At 63.7% G+C, this 19,126-nt stretch carries 15 protein-coding genes; 6 read left to right on the forward strand and 9 right to left on the reverse strand.

All coding sequences use genetic code 11. From position 1 onward, the window contains the following. Window positions 1-4: 4 nt before the first annotated feature. From AB0M82_RS27550 to AB0M82_RS27585, 8 genes are all read right to left on the reverse strand, one after another. Complete coding sequence (locus AB0M82_RS27550) at window positions 5-3,118, reverse strand: ATP-binding protein (RefSeq protein WP_364727534.1); 3,114 nt, start codon at window positions 3,116-3,118, stop codon at window positions 5-7. Further along, window positions 3,115-4,008, reverse strand: coding sequence for a protein DpdG (gene dpdG, locus AB0M82_RS27555; protein ID WP_364727537.1), 894 nt, complete (start codon window positions 4,006-4,008; stop codon window positions 3,115-3,117). Before dpdG ends, AB0M82_RS27550 begins: the two co-directional genes overlap by 4 nt. Continuing rightward, complete coding sequence (dpdF, locus tag AB0M82_RS27560; protein ID WP_364727540.1) at window positions 4,009-6,477, reverse strand: protein DpdF; 2,469 nt, start codon at window positions 6,475-6,477, stop codon at window positions 4,009-4,011. It lies immediately after the preceding gene. A 62-nt stretch (window positions 6,478-6,539) separates the two neighbouring features. Continuing rightward, complete coding sequence (gene dpdE / locus AB0M82_RS27565; protein WP_364727542.1) at window positions 6,540-9,668, reverse strand: protein DpdE; 3,129 nt, start codon at window positions 9,666-9,668, stop codon at window positions 6,540-6,542. A gap of 379 nt (window positions 9,669-10,047) precedes the next feature. Continuing rightward, window positions 10,048-11,160: a DGQHR domain-containing protein DpdB gene (dbpB, locus tag AB0M82_RS27570; protein WP_364518621.1), complete on the reverse strand. Its 1,113-nt coding sequence runs from the start codon at window positions 11,158-11,160 to the stop codon at window positions 10,048-10,050. After that, window positions 11,153-12,427, reverse strand: a complete 1,275-nt coding sequence (gene dpdA, locus AB0M82_RS27575) for a tRNA-guanine transglycosylase DpdA (protein ID WP_364727544.1) — start codon at window positions 12,425-12,427, stop codon at window positions 11,153-11,155. The genes dbpB (AB0M82_RS27570) and dpdA overlap by 8 nt, the downstream gene beginning before the upstream one ends. After that, on the reverse strand, window positions 12,424-13,548 hold the full coding sequence (gene dbpB, locus AB0M82_RS27580) for a DGQHR domain-containing protein DpdB (protein ID WP_364727547.1): 1,125 nt from the start codon (window positions 13,546-13,548) through the stop codon (window positions 12,424-12,426). The genes dpdA and dbpB (AB0M82_RS27580) overlap by 4 nt, the downstream gene beginning before the upstream one ends. Then, the gene (locus AB0M82_RS27585) at window positions 13,545-14,237 is read right to left on the reverse strand and encodes a hypothetical protein (RefSeq protein ID WP_364727550.1); all 693 of its coding nucleotides are present in this window, start codon (window positions 14,235-14,237) and stop codon (window positions 13,545-13,547) included. The genes dbpB (AB0M82_RS27580) and AB0M82_RS27585 overlap by 4 nt, the downstream gene beginning before the upstream one ends. A 308-nt stretch (window positions 14,238-14,545) precedes the next feature. Between AB0M82_RS27585 and queC the strand changes: the two genes are divergently transcribed. The 6 genes from queC (at window position 14,546) to AB0M82_RS27615 (ending at window position 18,045) form a co-directional block, all read left to right on the forward strand. Beyond that, the gene (queC, locus tag AB0M82_RS27590) at window positions 14,546-15,247 is read left to right on the forward strand and encodes a 7-cyano-7-deazaguanine synthase QueC (protein WP_364727553.1); all 702 of its coding nucleotides are present in this window, start codon (window positions 14,546-14,548) and stop codon (window positions 15,245-15,247) included. Continuing rightward, window positions 15,244-15,879, forward strand: a complete 636-nt coding sequence (gene queE, locus AB0M82_RS27595; RefSeq protein WP_364727556.1) for a 7-carboxy-7-deazaguanine synthase — start codon at window positions 15,244-15,246, stop codon at window positions 15,877-15,879. Before queC ends, queE begins: the two co-directional genes overlap by 4 nt. Continuing rightward, entirely contained in the window at window positions 15,879-16,235 is a 357-nt protein-coding gene (queD, locus tag AB0M82_RS27600; protein WP_364727559.1) for a 6-carboxytetrahydropterin synthase QueD, read from the forward strand. Before queE ends, queD begins: the two co-directional genes overlap by 1 nt. A 1-nt stretch (window position 16,236) precedes the next feature. Then, window positions 16,237-17,004, forward strand: coding sequence for a GTP cyclohydrolase, FolE2/MptA family (locus tag AB0M82_RS27605; protein ID WP_364727561.1), 768 nt, complete (start codon window positions 16,237-16,239; stop codon window positions 17,002-17,004). Between the two features lie 82 nt (window positions 17,005-17,086). Continuing rightward, window positions 17,087-17,611 (forward strand): VUT family protein, encoded by a 525-nt coding sequence (locus AB0M82_RS27610; protein WP_364727563.1) that lies wholly within the window; start codon window positions 17,087-17,089, stop codon window positions 17,609-17,611. Window positions 17,612-17,748: 137 nt separating this feature from the next. Then, complete coding sequence (locus AB0M82_RS27615) at window positions 17,749-18,045, forward strand: hypothetical protein (RefSeq protein WP_364727566.1); 297 nt, start codon at window positions 17,749-17,751, stop codon at window positions 18,043-18,045. Window positions 18,046-18,418: 373 nt separating this feature from the next. Here AB0M82_RS27615 and AB0M82_RS27620 read toward each other — a convergent pair whose 3' ends face one another. Further along, window positions 18,419-18,970 carry a hypothetical protein gene (locus AB0M82_RS27620; RefSeq protein WP_364727569.1) on the reverse strand — a complete coding sequence of 184 codons (552 nt, stop codon included), beginning with the start codon at window positions 18,968-18,970 and terminating at the stop codon, window positions 18,419-18,421. Window positions 18,971-19,126 lie beyond the last annotated feature (156 nt).

Consider the following 19,126-nt stretch of genomic DNA (forward strand, 5'->3'; position numbering starts at 1 on the left):
TGAGTCAACCACGAGCGCCGCCGTTGCCAGCGAGCACGCGAAGACGCTGCTCTACCTCGATCAACTTCTCGTGCACAAATGCCTCTCGCTGGTCCAAGTCTCCCGATTCCGGAGTGTTGTGGGAGCACTCCTCACTGGTCAGCGCAGCGGTGTGCCGGATCACCTCAAGCGCATTCGCCACCCGGACTGCGGTGCGCATCCAGCGTTGGATGCGCACCGCTTCGTCACCAGCCGGAACACCGGCGTCGACCTCCCACCGCTGCGGTAGGTCGATGGGCGCCTGCTTGAGCACTTGCACCGCGTCGGAGAACTCGCTGTAACCATCACGTGGGCGGAAGAACTGACTCTTCAAAGCGCGGCTACCGAATTCCTCGGCCTCTTTGGCCACGACGCGGACTCTGCTGCCGCCGAGGATCTCCTCCACCGTTTCGAGGGCTTGACGTGCTTGCGCGACGGTGTCATCAGCACACTGCCTCACGGCGGCGAGCAATGCGGCCGCCTCGGCGGCCAGGATCGGTTCCACCTCCTTGAAGCCATCTGCTACCTGCTGGAGATAATGGGTCGGTCTCGCAAGTGCGACCTCGAGGTCTTGGTCAAGCACGGTCACATCGATGAGTTGCGGACCTCCAGCCCCTTGGCGCACGGAAGCCAGATCGCCGATGAGGCTCGAAATCGCCGTCTTTTCCAGCAGTGTCCGGGCAACGTTCTCGACAGCGGACCACGTCAAGGTCGTGGGCTCACCAGACGTCGGCACGACAGACAGGCATGCGCGGAGGCCGGCCGCCGAGTCCAGGTCAACGCCCGCACACACTAATGCGATCGCGCGCGCCGCAACGGCGGCGCGCGCGAGATCCCTGGTGCTCCGCCTGGTCAACACCTCGGCGCGGACCTCACCGGCCCATTCGTCAAGACGCTGTTCGAGGGTCAGCATGAGGTCCACTGGGTCGTAGCCGGAAGGCCAGGGCCAGTGGCCCTCGTCCGGAAGCCAGTGGCCGTGCTCTGCGAACCACCGGGCTGCCGCGAGCACCTTCACGTCGTTCGAATTCCGTTCGAAGCGAAACCGGACAGCATTGCGACCCGCAGTTCGCCCGTACGCCTCATCGCCGAAGTCGAACGACGTGACGGCGAAGATGTTACTGATCAATTCTTGAGCAATGCTGCCCGAGTGTACGAGATCGTGGTCGAGGTTGAGCCGTCCCTTCACCAATTCGTACACCGTTTTGCGGTAAGACTTCACATCCGGCTCAGAAAGCCGCCCGCCAGTCTCCCACTTGAACAGATCCGGTAACGGGCTTTGCACCTGAAGTCGCCCGGGCTTCGGACGTTCAGTGGCCCCACCGCTTGTCACACCGATATGCTCCGCCGAAGCCACCGGGGGGACCGCAGGACTCCCCACTGCGCCATCTCCCAGCACGTCGGCCAGCTTGAACGCTTCCACGACCGCGGGCGCCAAATCTTCCTCGTCACCCCACAGGACTAGTGCGCGGTAAAGGCGTTCGGCTTCATCACCGGTCCTTCCGGCAAGGACGACCTGCTTTGGGCGAGTGATGTCCGAGTTGAACTTCTCGAAGGCCAGAGCGTGGGGATATGTGCCACGACCGATGTGGTGATGAGCTTCGCGCAACGACTCGGAAACGCAGACGTCCAGGTCGCTCCGAGGAGTGGCGGACTCCGGCAAGGGCCTGTCCAGCGCTCGCCGCATCGCCGTCTTATTGTACGGGTAAAGGCCGACTGCACCCAGCCCCGGAACCTCAACCGCCCCGAAGTCGGAATGGCATTTGCTCCGCATCGGGCAGGGCGTTCCGTACTCGTTCGAGTCGCAGGCGTTCCTCACCCAGTCCTGGTCATCTTCGACCGAGGCGCGGCGCCAAGCGGATTCGACCTCGTCGCGCCCGAGACGCACGAGGTTGAGGTAACGAGAGAGGAATACTTCACGGTCCTTCAGAGCGTCGTCAGCGACCTTAAAGTGGTGGGTCAGCCGCGACCGCACGGTGCCCACGATCCTCTCGAAAGGCCCGTCGGTCACCGCGAACACCACCCGCAGGGGCGCCGTGCTAGAACCCGGCTGAGTTGAGAACTGGTCGTAGAGCTCGCCGTCGATCAGACCGAATTGGGCCAGATCTTCGAAGAGCAGCACGAGTTCCTTGCCCTCGTGATGGAGGAATTCACGGGCCTGCCGGAAGACGACGTCCAAGGTTTCCCCTTGCGTCGCACGCAGACCGAGAGCCCTGAGCAGCGCCTCCTGCACAGCTTCATTGAGCAGGTCAACGGCTGCCCCAGGATCCTGGAGCACGAATGTCCAGAGGTCCAGAAGCTCTTCGTCGCCCCGCAAAGCGGATCGGACGCCGGGTTCCTTCAGCGGCAGGTCGCCGACCTCGAACCGGCTACCTGCCCCGTCACGCCGGGACGTCTCTGCGTGGACCGAGTTCACGATGTTGTCGAGCACGCCGCCCGGGCGCAGCAATGCCTGGTTCACTGGCGAGACCGCGAGCAGGTCGGCTAGACCATGTCGCCGTTTGCCCTGGTCGTCCGGCTCGCCGAGCAGATTGTTGCGGTCCTCACGCCTTCCCTGTTCATCCTCCGTCTCCGCTGCCTTCGGCTGCTGTGGCTCCAGAATCCAGGTGAGTGCGTACCGCATCTCCTCCAGGAGACGGTCGCGCAGTTCAGCCGGACTGGCGCGGATCACCGCGGCGTCGACCCGCTCCAGCATCTCCTGCCCGCTGTCTCCAGGAAGGCCCTGGACGATGCGGCGGAGCAGGTCCCTGATCGTCTGGATCGCCCGGGGCACGTAAAGCACGTGGAAGCGTTCTTCGTCGAGTTTGAGATGCGCGTGCACCCACCGGACCACGTGGCTCTTGCCTGCGCCCGGGACGCCAGTCACGGCGATGAGCGTGTTCCGGTCAGGATCGCCTGTGGCGGCCATGAGCGCCTCGAGGACGTCACGCTCGCTGCCGTCGCCGTCGACCACTTCGGCACCCCGGACGTGCGTCAGCGACATCGGGGAGTGCGCAGCCAGGAACACGGCGTCGGCGTCACCGGGCAACGCACCGATGTCCGAGTAGACGGTCTTTCCGACCGCATCCGCGTGCCAGCACCGGAAGCCCTGCATCGTGGTCATGCCGACTCCTCCAAGATCCGCACTTTGCTGACGCGCTTGCTCTGATTTCCCAAGCGGACCAGCACGGCGTCCACGGCGTCTTCCGACGGAATCAATTCGATGAGGCCCGCGCGTGCGAGCTTGTGCAATGCCAATGCAAGCGAGCCACTGATCACCGACGCCTGTCTGGTGGGCAACCCCGGGACCAACTTGGTCAGTTGAGGATCACCCAGCACTGGCAGGGCCGAATACACCTGGCGGAGCCACTGCTCGGCCGGCAGAGATCGGGGAAGGCGCGGCAAAATTCGCCGAATCGCACCACTGCAATCGGGGATCAGGAAAGAGCGCCTGGAACTCAGCGAACTCTCGACGGCCAGACCGAGGCTTGTCGCCCAACGGCAAAACGGGATCCACTGGGTGCCGTTGTTGATCTCGGAGTCCAGTCCCGCTTTGATGATCGAGTCTTCCGCTCTTTCGCCCCAGTTGGTTGATATGGGCTCGAGCGGATCCTGCGCAGCCAACCAGACGAAACCTAAGGCGATGTCAGAGACCTTGTCTCCACTCTCGGCCGCGGCAACGGCCCGCGTTCCGAGAGTATGCAACACACTGCCGTAGAAAGCTCGCGTGCTGTCAGATGAATCTTCGAGGGTCCTCCTATCGACGGCCTTGGACAGCGTCCACAACGGTGGTTTGCCCTCGGACGATTCGATGAAACCCAGGCCTTTGCCGACAGCCAGCGCGGGCCCCAGCATGCCGCTCCTCAAGTCGGTCGGCCTGACGAGGGATCCGGGCTGAAGGGCCTCCCGGAGGTCGTCACTGTCTTGGCCCTTGGCCTGCGAAGCGAGGTACCGGCACACGACCAGTAGAGCCTGCGCGCTAGCGCGAGCATGCGTGTCGAGGAAATCCAGCACTCAGCCTCCCAGTATCTCAAGTGCAGTGTCGGCGTGGACCGCCCTGAGGTCGCGGACCACATGCCGACCGTCTATCCGAGCATTCGGTCCGACGAGCAGGACGTCGACAACGCTGACATCCGGATCCCGGTTGCCGAAGCGCGCCCTCGCGTTGAGCCAGGCAGCCGGCACCCTTTGATCCGGGTGGTAGACCACGAAAGACGAAAACGGCGTCAAATCCACGGGGTGGACCGGATCCGGATCAACGAACAGCCAAGGCGCGTCCGGCAAGGTGTCTCCGATCCTGCCCGCGAGGTGGTTGACGCCCCGGCGGACCAGGGCACGGGCCAGTTTCGGAGCCACGTCGGCGTGCCGGTCCGTCCACAACAGCACTGGAGCGCTACCGCTTCCGACCGCTTCGACCAAGTCGGACAAACTCGCACTGGTCCTCGCCGGAACGGGCCAACGCTGCGGAGGACGCGGCGGAGGGTCGTGGGGCGGTCTAACGCCGCGGCGCCGGCAACCGGGACACCGGCCACACCTGGATTCCGGCTCGACGTACTGGGCTGCCACGCCGAAAAGATCATAGCCGGTAGGGCCCGCTCGGTAGTACTCAGCGATCGCGGCGCACGCCGGCGACTCCGCCACGACAACACTCTGCATGGCTGTCAATGCGTCACGAGACCGCTGCCACTGCGCTTTCTGCCATGTCGCCCACTTTCCAGTCCAGAATGATTCGTCGCCCGCGATCGGCCGAAGCAGTCCGACGGCCACCCAGTCGTGCTCGCCCTCTTCGGTCGACATGAGGACGTCCTCGACGTAGACCCTGTGGCGCCGGAGGACATCCAACTCGACCAGCCCTTGAATCAACTGGGCATTCCATCGGCGGTTGTATGACCCCTCACCGATCGTGCCACGATTGCCTTCGAGATCCAGCAAGTGGACGTCGTGCTGGTCCTTCGCATGCGCCCACAGGTCGTTCCAACGCACGTTTGCGTTCTCAGGCGTGAGGACTTTCGTCGTCAGGCTCTCAGCCTCCCGCAAATCCACTGACTGCGCGGTGAGCAGGAACTCGCCCGATGCCTGCCCGTCACGCCCCGCGCGTCCCAACTCCTGGTACCAGCGGTCCACTGTCTCCGGCAGGCAAGCGTGCACGACTGTCCGCAAGTGGGGATAGTCGATCCCCAGCCCGAACGCAGACGTCGCCACGACGAGATCTGTTCGAGGCGCTGCATCCTCCTCGCCGCGGAGCGCAGCAAGCACCTCGGCGCGGTTGTCGACGCTGGTCTTGCCGGTCACCTCCGAAATACGGTGGTAGCCGCGATCTCGCAACCGCTCAATCCAAGAACGTACTACCTCCGGTTTGGTCACGTAGAGGACTGCCGGCCTCGGTGTGTTGGCGAGTGTTTCGAACACCCGGTCATCCCGCTCGTCGGGATCGTCCGAGTCCGCGATCCAGATGTCGGGCTCGGGGCGTAGCGCGTTGGCGGCGATCAACGTCGTAGGACCAGGCTCCCCGAACAGCTTGTGCAGGTCTTCGAGCTCATCCGCGCCCAGAGTTGCGCTCAGGAGCAGAGTGACGGGCAACTCCTCGCCGCTCGCGCGGACCGCATCGAACAACTCCGCACGGAGGTGGCTGAGCGTACGGAACTCCGGACGAAAATCACGTCCCCACTGGGTGACGAGGTGCGCTTCGTCCACCACGATGCTGCCCAGACGACCGTTCTCGGCTGCCTCTAGCAGCACAGCGCGTAACGCCCGGCCTACCGATTCCGGCGACGTCACCAGGATGGGCTGCCGGCCCTCACGCAGGGCCGTACGAATCCGCTCCCGTTCGTTGCTAGGCGTTTTGCTGGTCCAAGCGAACGTCATGGCGTCCTTTTTCGCCCTCGGGTGCAGTTTCGAGTAGTGATCGCGGAAACGCCGTTCGAAATCGGAGGCTAGAGCCACTGTAGGCACGATGACCAGACAAACGGCGTGGTCCTTGCGCTTCGCGAGACAGAGAGCGACCTCTGTCTTCCCTGATCCGGTCGGGAGCATGGCGATGACCGAACTGCCGGGCGGAACCGAAACCACGGCTCGGCACGCCGCTCGTTGTCCCGGCGTCCGGTAACTCTCGTACCTGGTCAAGCGCGTAAAGAACGGGTCCGCGGCGATATCGGCCGGGGTGAAGCGGGTTGAAGCCAGCGCCCCCGTGTTCGCGGCGGCATCCGGCACACCGGGTTCGTCCAGCCATGTCGGCGCCCACGGCATGGCATGCCAGACATTGCCCCGCTCCTCACGCAACCAAGTTGCGCCGGCGACCGGCCGTAACCTCTCCGACAACGAGTCGGCCACCACAACCCGCTCGACGCGCTCCTCACGCAGGCTCGAGCGCCGTAGGAGCTGGCGGAATAGCACCGCCAGGTCCATCCCTCCGGCCGACCGCGTCGAGACCACTTCGGCCAACCTCACGTAGAGGTCGTCCGTGAACGGCTCAGCAAGAGCCACGCCAGGGTCTGCCAATAAGGCCCTCATTCGCTCGTTCTCGGCAGAGGCATGCCGACTAGCGTCTAACGTTTGGGCCACAGCACCACACCTCCGCACGCAATGACCGAAACCGCGGGTTTGGTCGCGCCCTTGACCACGGCATTTCCGAGTTCGATCTCCTGCTGCACATCGCGGGCAGCGCTCGCGCGCTCGGCGTTCGTCGGCAACCGACGCGCTCTGGCACGCAGTACGGCCAAGCGCGAGTCCACCTCCGCCTCAGCGCGCCTGCCGGCAGCGGACGGCACCGATGTCAGAGCCGCAGCCGAGGCGAGTTGCGCACGGGCCTCTTCGTAACTCGCCCGGCAGAGTTGCCGCCACTCCGGGAACTCGTCCAAGACCGCCTGCCACAACTGCCCGCGCAGCACGTAGTCGTGACCTTCGTCGAACGGCGCGTGCAAGACCTCCAGCAAATCCGGTGACGCCGCGCCATGCACGTCGGTCCAGGTCTCCACGACAGCGGGGGGCAGGAGAGCGTCGCCGCGCCTGCGAAGCCTGCGCCGGATCCCTTCGGACTCGAAGGCGAGGTGCGAATCGTCGTACTCGACGAGAAATTCGCAGTGCAACCACAACTCCGGCGAACGCACAGCCGAGGTGGGGCGCACTATCGCTCGAGTACGCCCACGTTCATCTCGTCGCAGGTAGCCCTCGAGCCAGTCAACCAACGGATCGCCAAGGCGGAGAAGTGAAACTCCCCGCCGAGCAGTCGCGGTGTCACGGGAGTAAGCGTAGGTCTGCTTGAGCAGCCCAGCAACCTCACGAGTGGCGTCCTCGGAGAGTCCGCCGATGCGGTCTACACCCGCTCGCCTGGCCCGCCCTGGTACGGAACCGAAGCGCACCAATCCGTGCTGATCCTCCACTGGGCGCAGTGCGACGCCGCCTCGCACGGCAGTGAAGTGGGTGAAGGTTCGACGTAGTCCTTCCACGTCGTCGTCGGTTGCCCGCAGATCGCTCATGCCCACCTCATCGAAGTCGGCTGCGACCGTGACGGATTCGATCTCCTCGAGAAGGTCCACCTCGTTCCGCTCTTCATCGAGCGCGGAACGCAGAGCTCCCAAGTCGCGAGTGAAAGCGTCACTCCCTTCGTGCGCCAGCGTAAGGATCAGGCGCTCACGTTCTTCCTCAAGCAGGCGTTGCAGAGTGGCGACAGAGGACTCGAAGATGCCAATACCGTCACTGAGCATGGCGATCTGGGCAGAGACCCACGAACTGGCGGGCTCAGTCAAGACAACCACCTCGGCCGGCTCTGAGCGACGGGCGAACCGGTCGAGGCGACCGATCCGCTGCTCCAGCCTGTTGAAGTCGAGCGGCAAGTCCAAGTTGACGAGAACATCGGCGCGCTGCAGGTTCCGCCCCTCTTCGATGCTGTGGTCGCCGATCAGCAACTGGACGTGACGTGACTCCGAGAACTCCAAGACACCGTCGTCACGATCTTGCTGAGTCATCCCGCTCAGGTGCCCTCGGATCAAACCACCCCACCGTGATCGCGCCAACTCCAACAGGTGGGCGGCCATGTCCGCCGAAGTCGCCACCATCACGACCTTCTGCCCGGCTTCAATCCGCGCGTCCACCACCTCGAAGGCGCAGTTCACCCGCGTGTTGGTACCGCGCAACCGAAGGCGGGCTGCGGTCGACTCCACCAACGAGCGCACATCGTCAGGTATCGCGCCGCTGACGTTCAGTGAGCTTTCCAGATGCCGCAGGAGCGGGCCTGAGCCGCCGAGGCCGTGCATGACGGTACGAGCATAAAACCGGCCGTCGAGCCGCCCCTCCAATCGTTCCCGGTACTCGTCCAGGAAGTCGTCGACATCGGGCCGCGCAGGATCGTCAACAGCGACAAACGTCGGTTTCCGTCCCGACACCGGGTACTCCGCAGCGGGCCCGGTATTGCGCCGGTGCCGAATCATGCGCCTGCTGATGCGATAGGTCTCGCGGACGTAGTCTGCTAGACTCCGCCACATTGGAGAGGCAGTGTCTTCAGTTTTCCGGCATTCGTCGGCCAAATCCCCGAAAATGGAGTCCGAGCCGTGTAACGCGGTCAATCCATCGAGCGCAAGACGTCGCTGACGCAGCGTAGACCGGCGCGAGGTAAGAACCTGAACGCTGCTCGCCGCCGATTCCCGCAACTCGACCCGCTGACGGAATTCCGAGACACTATCCAGCGGGAAAGCCATCGGATCGACCAAATTCAACAGACCGAGGAAAGTCCGGAGGCTTCCTTTCATCGGTGTCGCTGACAGCAACAGGAGACCTCGTACGTCGTACAGGTCCCGGCGGGTCGCCTCGAACGAACTGAGGTGGTCAACAAGGTGGTGCGCCTCGTCGATCACCACCAAGCCGAACGAGGTCAGGTCGTGCCGAGAGAGCAAATCCTCGTGAGAGATGATTTCAAGACGCCCCTCGGCCAGGGCAGCGTCAAGCAGGAGACGTTCGGTCAACTCGTCTCGCCATTGCTGCACCAATGTGACCGGAGCGCACACCAGCGCCTTGAAGTCGCGGTCATCGAGCAGCAACTGCCTAAGTACCAGTCCCGCCTCGACGGTCTTACCGAGGCCGACCTCGTCCGCGAGCAGGTAACGCAGGACGGGATCGGCCAGCATCCTCGCGACCGTGTCCAACTGGTGCTGGTAGAAGCCGACGGGAGCCGAGAGTACGGCCGTAAACCCCCGAGCCGACCTCCGTTGTTCGATCAACCAGTCACGAAAGCCCTTCCGGGCGGCGTAGTACTCCGGAGTGTCGCAGAGGCCTTGCGCAAGTGCGGTGATCGGATCACTCAGTTGCTCGTTCCAGCGAACCATCAGTTTCGGGCCGGGCACCTTGACGTCACGACCCGAAGCGCCCGCCACACGCACCCAGTACTCACCGAAACCGGCCGCTGAAGCTACTTCCGCAGCTCGCCAGCCGTAAACTTCGCCTTCCAACCAGATCCTCGTGCCCGGCGGCAGCTTCGGAACTGTAAGGCGGGAAACCGGGACCACTAATTCCGATTCGTGGACGTGCGGCACATCAGTATAGACGACCACCGCACTGTCGTTGCCTCGCTTCGCCTTGCAAAAGCCGAAGCCCAGCCCGTTGCCGGACACCTGAACCCATTGCCCGACGAACCTGTTCATCGACGGAGTCCCATTTAGCGAGCCGGCCCGCTCGCGCACCATGACGACATCATCCCGATCGTAGCACTCGACACCCTGGACCGTCCGGAGAACTCACATCGGAGACCGCGCGTCCGGACAAGACACACCGACTCAGTCGACACAGGCTCGCCGAGCACAAGAGGAATCGTGCCTGCGACCACACGCGTTACACAACGCACGGGACAGACTAAGTTACCGTCGAGTAGCACCCCCTCGACGGTTTCGACAGCGGCTCCGAGTGGTGAATCAGCGCACATCTCGCGGGCGCGTTCGACGGGCAGCACCAGCGCAACACCGGTCCGCGTACCGATGCTCGCATCATCAGCGCGCTCAGCTCACATCCCTCACGGCAAACACCCAGGGCTGTGCATGCCGACGCATTATCCTACTGAATCGAACGTCAGCGCTTGCGTTTGCGCAGCAACTTCAGCAGGTGGGAGGTGAGTTGCCGGACGTCGTTCGGTGTGTTCTGCAGGTTGTTCCAGCGTCGTTCACCATCGCTGAACTGCCAAGTACCGGACGTCCACGCGACATGGGGACGCAGGCTCTCCAAGGTTCTCCGGAGCTCCACAGTCTTCACACCTTCGGCCGGCACGTCTTCCGTCAGCGTGTCCATGACAAAGCCGAGTGCCTGGATGCCGACGCCGTGGGTGAGGCGTGAACTACGTGGAGGCTTCTTCCACTCCTCGGGGAAGACCTCGCGCACGACCGACCAAAAGCCGATCAGGTGGGTGAGCATCCGATCCACATCACCAGTGCCGTCGACGGGGTTGCGGTACTGGTAAAGCGCTCCTTCGAAGAGGCTGTGCTCGACCATCTTGAGGACGCTGTTGTCCTTGATGTAGCCGTCCGGAGCAGTCGGTGACGCGATGATGCGGAAGAACGGGCTCTCGCGCTTGCCGTTCAAGCGCGTCATCAACTGCGCAGGCAGGCGGCGGCGCACGTACGCGTCAGGCAAGTGGCCGGTGGTGTCGGGGAGCAGTTCGTGAATGAGACCCTTGGGCAACGCCCTCGTGGAGTTGACCAGGATGAATTGCGAACGCTGCTCCTCTTCGGAGTCGGTGATGAAGCCAACGACTGCGACGGGGAACTCGGCGACATCGGCATCACGGATCGCTGCGCTGCGCTGCTGACCGTCGACCAACCAAGCCGGTTTCTGCGCCTCGGACAAGCTCTCGTCCACCGGGATGACGAGTTCTCCTGGTACCGAGTAATCGACCGTGTCAGAGGGGATCATCAATGATGGGGTGAACTGCACTCGTTCGTCGAAGGCGACGACGATCGCATTGGGCAGCATCGCCCCACCGGACTCGAGGTACTTGCGGATGCCACGGATGTGGCTGAGTACCTCAGGACGCTGGTAGCCCTGCAACTGCTCACTATCGTCACGACGGATGCGCGACACGGCCGCAAAGCTGTGCAGCTTCTTGCCGTCAACGGCGAAGCAGTAGATCCGTCGCCGCCCCTGCCGGACCTCGAGAGCCGGGAGTCGGAGGGTGTACCTGTCAGCCAATTTCTCTCCTAGTTGAGGGGACGGTCTCGCCGCGAATCGCTCGCGGTGAGACCTTGCGCATCTTGGCTTCCAGGACGGCCAGGTTGTGGAACCCACGCCGCTTGTTCCGCTCCGTGCCTCGGAAGATCGCTATCTCGATACCGTGCTTCTCGCACAACGCACAAGGGCAGGACTTCCAGGGCCGCGCCTCCAACGTTCTGCGGTACTGGACCAGATAGCTCTTTTTATTCGCCTGGTTTTCGCCCAGCACAAGCGCTTCGTAAGCAGCCAAGGCAGCCATGACATCCTCAAGGTCCACGGCTCCCTGGTCGTAGCCCCGCAGAGCACTCAGGCACTCCCGTTCGGCGAGTATGGCGTCGCGTTGTGACACCGCGCCTGAAAGGATCGCTCGCTTGAGAGCGGGATTACCGTCGACCTGGGGGACACGCACGGCCGTGTACGCACCGTCCGCGACGTGGTAGTTGTTCCGATCGTCCATGAACGACTGTCGGAACGCCGACGTGCTGTCAAAGCTGGTCACGCCCAGTTCGGCGAAGCGCTCCATGCTCTCCAACCGGGTGATCCCGAGCAGATGCAACTGCGTTTCCGACTGCAAGACGGTCGAGATCTCTTCCAGACACGCCACGATCTCGTGAGTCTTCAGCGGTACCATGCCGCCGAGCGCGATCCTGGGATACCCCATCTCCTGCAGGCGGGCCACACTGTCCGCGTAACTAGCGGGGCTCCACCCCTGCGCGGCACCGATCGGTTCGAACGGGCTGTCGCGGTCCTGCACGGCAGCGAGGAACTTCTCAGCCAGGTCCAGGGAAATATGCCGACGCTTGACCCAAGCGGGGTCTGCCTCACCTTCGCCCGCACCGGGAACGTAGCCGAAGATGACGTGGTCGATGCTGACGCCCGAGTCGAAGCCGCATTCGTCGTAGAAGTCGAGCACCTCGTCGACCGAGTACGGCGGGTACTCCTCCTCGACGTAGTTGAAAGCGCCGCAGTCGCCGAGGCTGGCGGTGCCTGAGGGCAGTCTGAAGAACTTACGCACCCCGAGACGGTAGAGCCGTGCGCGCTGGGGTGCGGCGTACTTGCCTGCTCCCTTCACCGAGCCATCGACGATCGCCTTACTGACGAGGACACCGTCATAAGGAGACGGTGTGACCACTTCATGCGCGTACACGTCGTCGCGCTGACGGACCCTGGTGGGCAGGTACTCGTCATTGATGAAGTCGTACGTTGGGCTGACGAGGTCCTGGCTGTCCGGGAAGTAGAACTTCATGACGCGTTCACCCGTGACTTGACGTAGACACGGATGATGAAGTTGGACAGGACGCTGATGTGTCGCGGGGTGTTCTGGAGCTCGTTCCAAGCGATGCTCAGCTCACCCCACCGCCCCTTGGTCCAGTGACAGTGGTCCGCGATCAAGGCCAGTTCCTTCGTCATCCGCTCGACGACATCTGCTGCTTCCACGTCCACGTTCGGGACGATCTTGTCCATGAGTCGCCCCATGGCCCTGATGCCGACACCGTGCATCAGCCTGCTCTTGGTCGGCGGCAAACCCCAGGCTTCGGGAAAGGTGTGCTGCACGGCGGTCCAGTAGGAGACCAGGATCTTGCGTATCGCGCCCGTGTCGATGGTGCTGTTCGACAGGTTGCGGTAGAGGAACAAGATACCTGCGGAAGAGTTCAGAGACTCCTCGACCGCGGCCGTGAGGCTGTTATCGGTGACGACCGCGGTGCCGCGCTGTTCCGGGCTGGTCGACGGCCGCTTGATCAAGCCTCGGAAGGGCGAGTCCGAATCCTGGTTGAGCATCGTGACCAGGGCGGAGGGCAACTTGCGGGCAGACAGCTTCGCAGGTAGAGCCGTACCCACCTCGGGCAACAGTTCCGCCACGAGGTTGGCGGGCAGCGGTGACACCGTGTTCACCCGCAGAAACTGGTCACGCTGAGTGGCGATGTCCTCGGCCACGAACCCGGCGACCGTCACGGGGAGACGAGTCCGCTTCGTCCGTGCGAGGGCCAGGCTCCGCTGCTGGCCGTCCACTATCCAGGCCGGCCGGGGCTCGTCGGGGGTCTGTGCGAGTGAGATCTCGAGCGTGCCACTGGTGGCCAGGCCGTCGGTTGCTGAAGGCCCTGGACTGGAACGAAAGCGAACGGAGTCGGGCAAAGCCATGATCAACCCGTTGGGGAACAGCACCTCGTCACTGTCGAGGTACTCGAGGATCTGGTTCACGTGCTGCTTCTTCTCAGGGCGCTGATATCCCAGGAGTCGACCAGCATCGTCCCGGGAGATCCGCGCCACGTCGGAGATCAGCGCGACTTCCTCGGCGGCGAGGGTGAAGATGTACAGGGGGATCGTCGGGTGCTGATGCACCTTCAACGCCCTGCGCTTGAGGTTCACCGCTCTCCCATCGTCTCGGAGTAGAGGTTGGCGAACCTCTTCTGCTCGCAAGCCCTGCCGCTCTCCCTGAGCAGCCGGTGCAACCTGGTTCGAGAGATGCCATGTTGCTTGGCTACCGACGCCCGGATGAACGCTTTGACCTCCGCGTCCGTCATCGGCGTGCGGTTGTAGCTCTCGTGGTGGGCCGAGCGCTCAACCCAGCGTGTCCACGTCTCAGTCGTGGTGGCTGAGGTCAACCTACCGTCCTCGCAGTGGGCCAGCCAGGAACTGGCCATCCGTGCGTTCAGCCCGGTGAGGGTACCGCCCAGCGCTTTGCGAAGCGATCCGTTGGCCCGTACGCGCTGCACACCGGGTATGTCCTCACTTCCGCCGACGAGCAGTGTGTCACTACCAATCTGACCGAGTTCGCGCAACTCCGCCGTCAGGACGCTCCCGTAGACCTCGGACAACACCAAGAGTACGGAGCTACGGGATCCCAATTCAACAAGGGTCGACGCGCCGAGGCATTCCTGGAGGCCCTTCCACCACAGTCGACGGTCGCCCCCGGTCGACGCGACGCTGTCTTCGTGGCCGGGGCTGAAGGTGGCGGCGTAAGCCGGAAATGAGGCGACTGCGGACTGCAAGCCCAGCCCTGCGGACACGACCCACAGTTCCGCTTCGAACCCCGCTCGGGTGGCCGCATCGACCACAGTGTGCACCTGCTGCCAGTGCTCACCCTTGTACAGGCCGCCCAATGGGGTGCAGTGCGTGCCGGCACGGACCCGGTCCGTCCATGTACTGAGTCGACTGCTCACCGTGCCCGCCGGGAGCGAGCCCACACGAAGAGTCGGAGACGGTACGAGCATCTTACGGTCCGTGCAGGTCACTACCACGGATAGTTTCTTCACGCCTCGCCGGCTCCCTTGGACCGTAACTTGCTTCCGATGCGGTTTACTCTACAGCTTAGTTAGCCAGTTATGATCTTGACCCGCTATCCACCACTTGAAGGGTGACGTCGATGGAACGACCGGCGATCGTACTGCTCAGCGGCGGTCTCGACTCGACGACGGTACTGGCCATAGCGAAGGACCAGGGGTTCACCCCGTACGCGCTTAGCTTCCGATACGGGCAGCGCCACAGTGTCGAACTCGAGGCAGCTCGACGAGTCGCCCAGACGCTCGGGACAGCCGGACACAAGACCGTCGACATCGACCTTCGCGCCTTCGGCGGTTCAGCGCTCACGTCGGACATCTCGGTGCCCAAGCATGGCAACGTCGACGAGGTCGACGCGAGCAGCATCCCGGTGACCTACGTACCGGCACGCAACACCATCTTCCTGTCTTTCGCGCTCGCCTATGCCGAGGTCGTCGGTGCGACGGACATCTTCACCGGCGTGACCGCGGTCGACTACAGCGGATACCCAGACTGCCGACCTGAGTACATGGCGGCGTACGAGAAGATGGCCAACCTCGCCACCAGGGCCGGCGTCGAGGGGGCAACCCCGCTCCGCCTCCACTCGCCGCTCATCGAGATGTCCAAGGCGGACATCGTTCGCGAAGGCCTCCGCCTCGGGGTCGACTACTCGATCACCTCGAGCTGCTACGACCCCGACGAGCAGGGACGGGCATGTGGTGGCTGCGATACCTGCCTGCTGCGGCTCAAGGGTTTCGCCGAGGCCGGTTTCACCGATCCCGTGACGTACCGAAACGTGAACGCATGACCTACTTCATCAAGGAGATCTTCTACACCTTGCAGGGCGAGGGCAGCCACGCCGGCCGACCGGCCGTCTTCTGCCGCTTCTCCCGGTGCAACCTCTGGACCGGTCTCGAGAAAGATCGCTCCCGGGCGATCTGCAAGTTCTGCGACACGGATTTCGTCGGTACCGACGGTACGGGAGGCGGCCGGTTCGCCACGCCCGACGAACTCGCTGACGCAGTGGCAGCGGCGTGGCCGTCGGAGGATAGGAACAATCGCTTCACAGTGTGCACGGGGGGAGAACCACTGCTGCAGTTGGATGCAGCAGCTGTCGATGCCCTGCACCAGCGTGGGTTCGAGGTCGCCGTGGAGACGAATGGCACCCGGGTCCCTCCAGCAGGGCTGGACTGGCTCTGCGTCAGCCCGAAGATCGGAGCGGACCTGGTGGTGACCGCCGGCGACGAGTTGAAGTTGGTCTATCCCCAGGCTGGTGGTGACCCTGCGCAGTTCGAACACTTGGACTTCCGTTCGTTCCGGCTCCAACCCCTCGACGACCGAGAGCGGGAGAGCCACACCGAGGCGGCGGTTGAGTACTGCATGAAGAACCCACGCTGGTCGCTGTCCCTGCAAACGCACAAGTACCTGGGAATTCGCTGATGGAGATCTTCCGAGAGTTCACCTTTGAGGCCGCTCACCGGCTTCCCGAGGTGCCGGAGGGACACAAGTGCGCTCGCCTGCACGGCCACTCCTACCGCGTGACGGTGCACGTGGAAGGCAGCGTCGACCCGCTCGCGGGCTGGGTCATGGACTTCGGTGACGTGAAAGCCGCGTTCAAGCCTGTCGAGGAGCAACTCGACCATCACTACCTCAACGAGATCGAGGGGTTGGAGAACCCCACCAGCGAAAACCTGGCCGTGTGGATCTGGGACCGCCTGGCGCCGCGGTTGCCCGAGGTGTCCGCTGTGACGGTCCGGGAGACCTGCACTTCCGGGTGCACTTATCGAGGGCGGTGACGTGCACGACATCCAAGCAGAAGTGGACTCTCGGGGCATCGAGGTCGACCAGGTCGGTATCGCCGGGGTGCGGTACCCGGTGGTGTTCGATGACGGCATCACGAACCAGCGGAGCATCGCCGAAATCTCGGTCGCCGTGCAACTGCAGGCGGACCGCCGGGGCACGCACATGAGTCGGATGGTCGCCCTCGTCCACGAACGCTTGCAGGCGTTCGACCCCCGGGACATGGCCCAGGTGCTGAAAACTGGTGCGGCCATACTGGACGCTCCCGGTATTTCGGTGGTCCTCAGCATGCCTATCTCGGAGGTGACGTCCGCGCCGACGAGCGGGCTGGAGTCCGTGTCCGTCCACGACGTGGAGGTGACCGGCACCTGGCAGGACGGCTCCTGCAGCGTGACCGCAGCAGTCACCTCAGAGGTCACGAGTCTGTGCCCCTGTTCGAAGAGCATCTCCGACTACGGTGCGCACAACCAGCGCAGCAAGGTCACCCTGTCGGTCATAGGTAGTGGGGACCACCTGTATCCACTGCCGGTGCTGGATGCGGTCAAGATCATCCGCGACAGTGGGTCGGCTCCGGTGGTTCCGCTCGTCAAGCGCATCGACGAGCGCACGCTCACAATGCAGGCCTACGATCACCCCGTGTTCGTCGAGGACATGGCGCGCGACATCTCGCTCACATGCCGCGCCCGCGGGTTGGCCCACGAGGTTAGAGTGCGCAACCTCGAAAGCATCCACAGCCACGACGCGGTGGCTCTGATCACAGGGTGACGACAACCCTCAAACGCTTCGCGTGACCAGGACGAACGCATAGCCGTTCTCAGAAGTCAGTTTGCTCCGAAAGAAGGCTTCCGTGAAGAAGATCACTCCGAGCGGGGTGATTCTGCTCGTCGCATACATCGCCACTATCCCTTTGGCAAACCTCGTCGTAACCCACTTCGGCGCAATCCCGGTCGGGTTCGGCTTCCTCGCTCCAGCAGCCGTCTACTTCGCCGGTTTGGCTCTGGTCCTGCGAGACCTGGCACGTGAGAGCCTTGGCCGCAGCGCAGCCCTAGGCGCCATCGTGGTGGGCACCATCCTGTCCTACCTCTTGGCCGACCCCGCGCTCGCCACGGCGTCAGCCGTCGCCTTCATAGTGGCGGAACTCCTAGACTTCGCGGTGTACGAACCGCTGCGGAAGCGTGGACTCATTGTCGCCATAGTCAGCTCGAACATCGTCGGTCTGCTGGCAGACAGCTTGATCTTCCTCAAGATGGCCTTCGGTTCCCTCGAGTTCCTGCCTGGGCAGATCATCGGAAAGGCGTGGATGACCGTGGCCGCTGTGGCCGTCCTAGCGTTGCTCGGCCGCAGAAAGACTTTGGTGCACAGCGGCAAGTGATCAGTCTGTCATAGTGCCGTCACCAGTTGAACAAACTGCAGAGTGGGTCGAAGCGTGGAACTCGGCGGCTCGATCGGAGGATCACCGTGGTCGGTGGCCTCGCCGTTCTGTCCCGCCTCGGTCCTACCGCGCATCGGGTGACCAACGACATCGACACGGTTAACCGGTGGCTGGACGGTGAGCCGGGCCAACTCGATGTCCTGCTCGCCACCGGGGCCACCGCGATCGATGGGGCGGGTGCGATGGTCGCCACGCCGACCGGCAATGTTCGGGTGAATGTGATCGAAATCAGCGAGGGGCAACTCGACGAGCTTCCCGAGGATCCGACCGACCGGCTCTACGTGCTCAGTCACGACTGGGCTCTGCGTTCGGCGACGCCGCTGCATATCCATGCCGTCGGTGGCGGCTCCATGCTGTCGGTGGCGGCACCATAAGCGAACACACCGTCCGGGTCGCCGAACCAGGACCGCTCATCGCGACAAAGTTGCCGGCGCTGCCGAACCGATCCCGAGTCAAGGAAGCGACCGACCTGCTCGGCATCGTCCGGCTCGCCCTCGATGACGAGACCGGACCGGTCGTCCGCGCATAGTTGGCAGCCGCCGACACCGTGCTGAGACAGGACGCAGCTCTGCACGTCGAACGTTGGTTCCGGACGGCCTCCGAGCGGAGCTTACGCCTCATCAAGACGACACCCAGTGGCTCCGACACCACGCCGGACACGGTTGCCCTGGTCGGCGAACTCCTCCTCGTTTCGATCGCGCGCTGACGACATTCAGACAACGCCGGCATGCCGAACTGCCGGTCGTCCTACGCCGCGACTATGTCGAACGGCAACTGCAGCTGATCGGCCGGCTCACCTGCAGCCAAGTCCGCAGCGGCCGTCAACGTCACAGCGAGGCGGCGGGCCTCGTCTTCGGTCAGGTGCCAGCCCTGATTGGTCTCTCCCTTGCCGCACCAGATCCGTGGGGCATCCTCGCGGGCGCCCTGGTCAAGGCCTACGACCACGTGCTCGGGCTGCCACCCCAACCCCGGCCCCATCTCCTGGGCATCCTCCAAGATCAAGGGCACCTGCTCCTCCCAACTGGAGAAGTGACGACGATCCGGGCCGGCGTCGCGATCGTCGTGTAGACCGTTGCACCACCGCGGGCAGGGTTTCGCCAGCCAGAACACGGGTCGCGAGCAGATTGCCGCATCCTCGACGGAGCAGGCGATCAGATCTGGCGCGCCGACCTGCGTCAGGTCAACTCGATGAAGCGGAACACGTCCGCAACGGACGCAGGTATGCCCTCCACGCTGCGCCGCATCGAGCGCGCTCAGATCAACCCCTGGCACGTCGCCTAACAGGACCTTGTTCTCCATACCGTTCTCCTTCAACACAGAGGGCGTAGACAGATGATCGAGTAATGCGGCGGAGCGACACGCAGTGCAGGTGTCGCACAATCGAGTGATTCCTTTCATGATCACGCCGCAGATTCCGTATTAGGGGGTGTCGACATCCCCCCGACAAGGAAGGCA

Origin of the sequence: Amycolatopsis sp. NPDC051128 (assembly GCF_040682715.1) — a bacterium.
Lineage (GTDB): Bacteria > Actinomycetota > Actinomycetes > Mycobacteriales > Pseudonocardiaceae > Amycolatopsis.

Excerpts from the sequence above, each read along its gene's own strand:
- dpdA (WP_364727544.1), bottom strand. The coding sequence starts at position 12,427 with ATGAAGTTCTACTTCCCGGACAGCCAGGACCTCGTCAGCCCAACGTAC.
- queD (WP_364727559.1), top strand. The coding sequence starts at position 15,879 with ATGGAGATCTTCCGAGAGTTCACCTTTGAGGCCGCTCACCGGCTTCCC.
- queC (WP_364727553.1), top strand. The coding sequence starts at position 14,546 with ATGGAACGACCGGCGATCGTACTGCTCAGCGGCGGTCTCGACTCGACG.
- AB0M82_RS27620 (WP_364727569.1), bottom strand. The coding sequence starts at position 18,970 with ATGGAGAACAAGGTCCTGTTAGGCGACGTGCCAGGGGTTGATCTGAGC.
- dpdE (WP_364727542.1), bottom strand. The coding sequence starts at position 9,668 with ATGGTGCGCGAGCGGGCCGGCTCGCTAAATGGGACTCCGTCGATGAAC.
- queE (WP_364727556.1), top strand. The coding sequence starts at position 15,244 with ATGACCTACTTCATCAAGGAGATCTTCTACACCTTGCAGGGCGAGGGC.
- AB0M82_RS27550 (WP_364727534.1), bottom strand. The coding sequence starts at position 3,118 with ATGACCACGATGCAGGGCTTCCGGTGCTGGCACGCGGATGCGGTCGGA.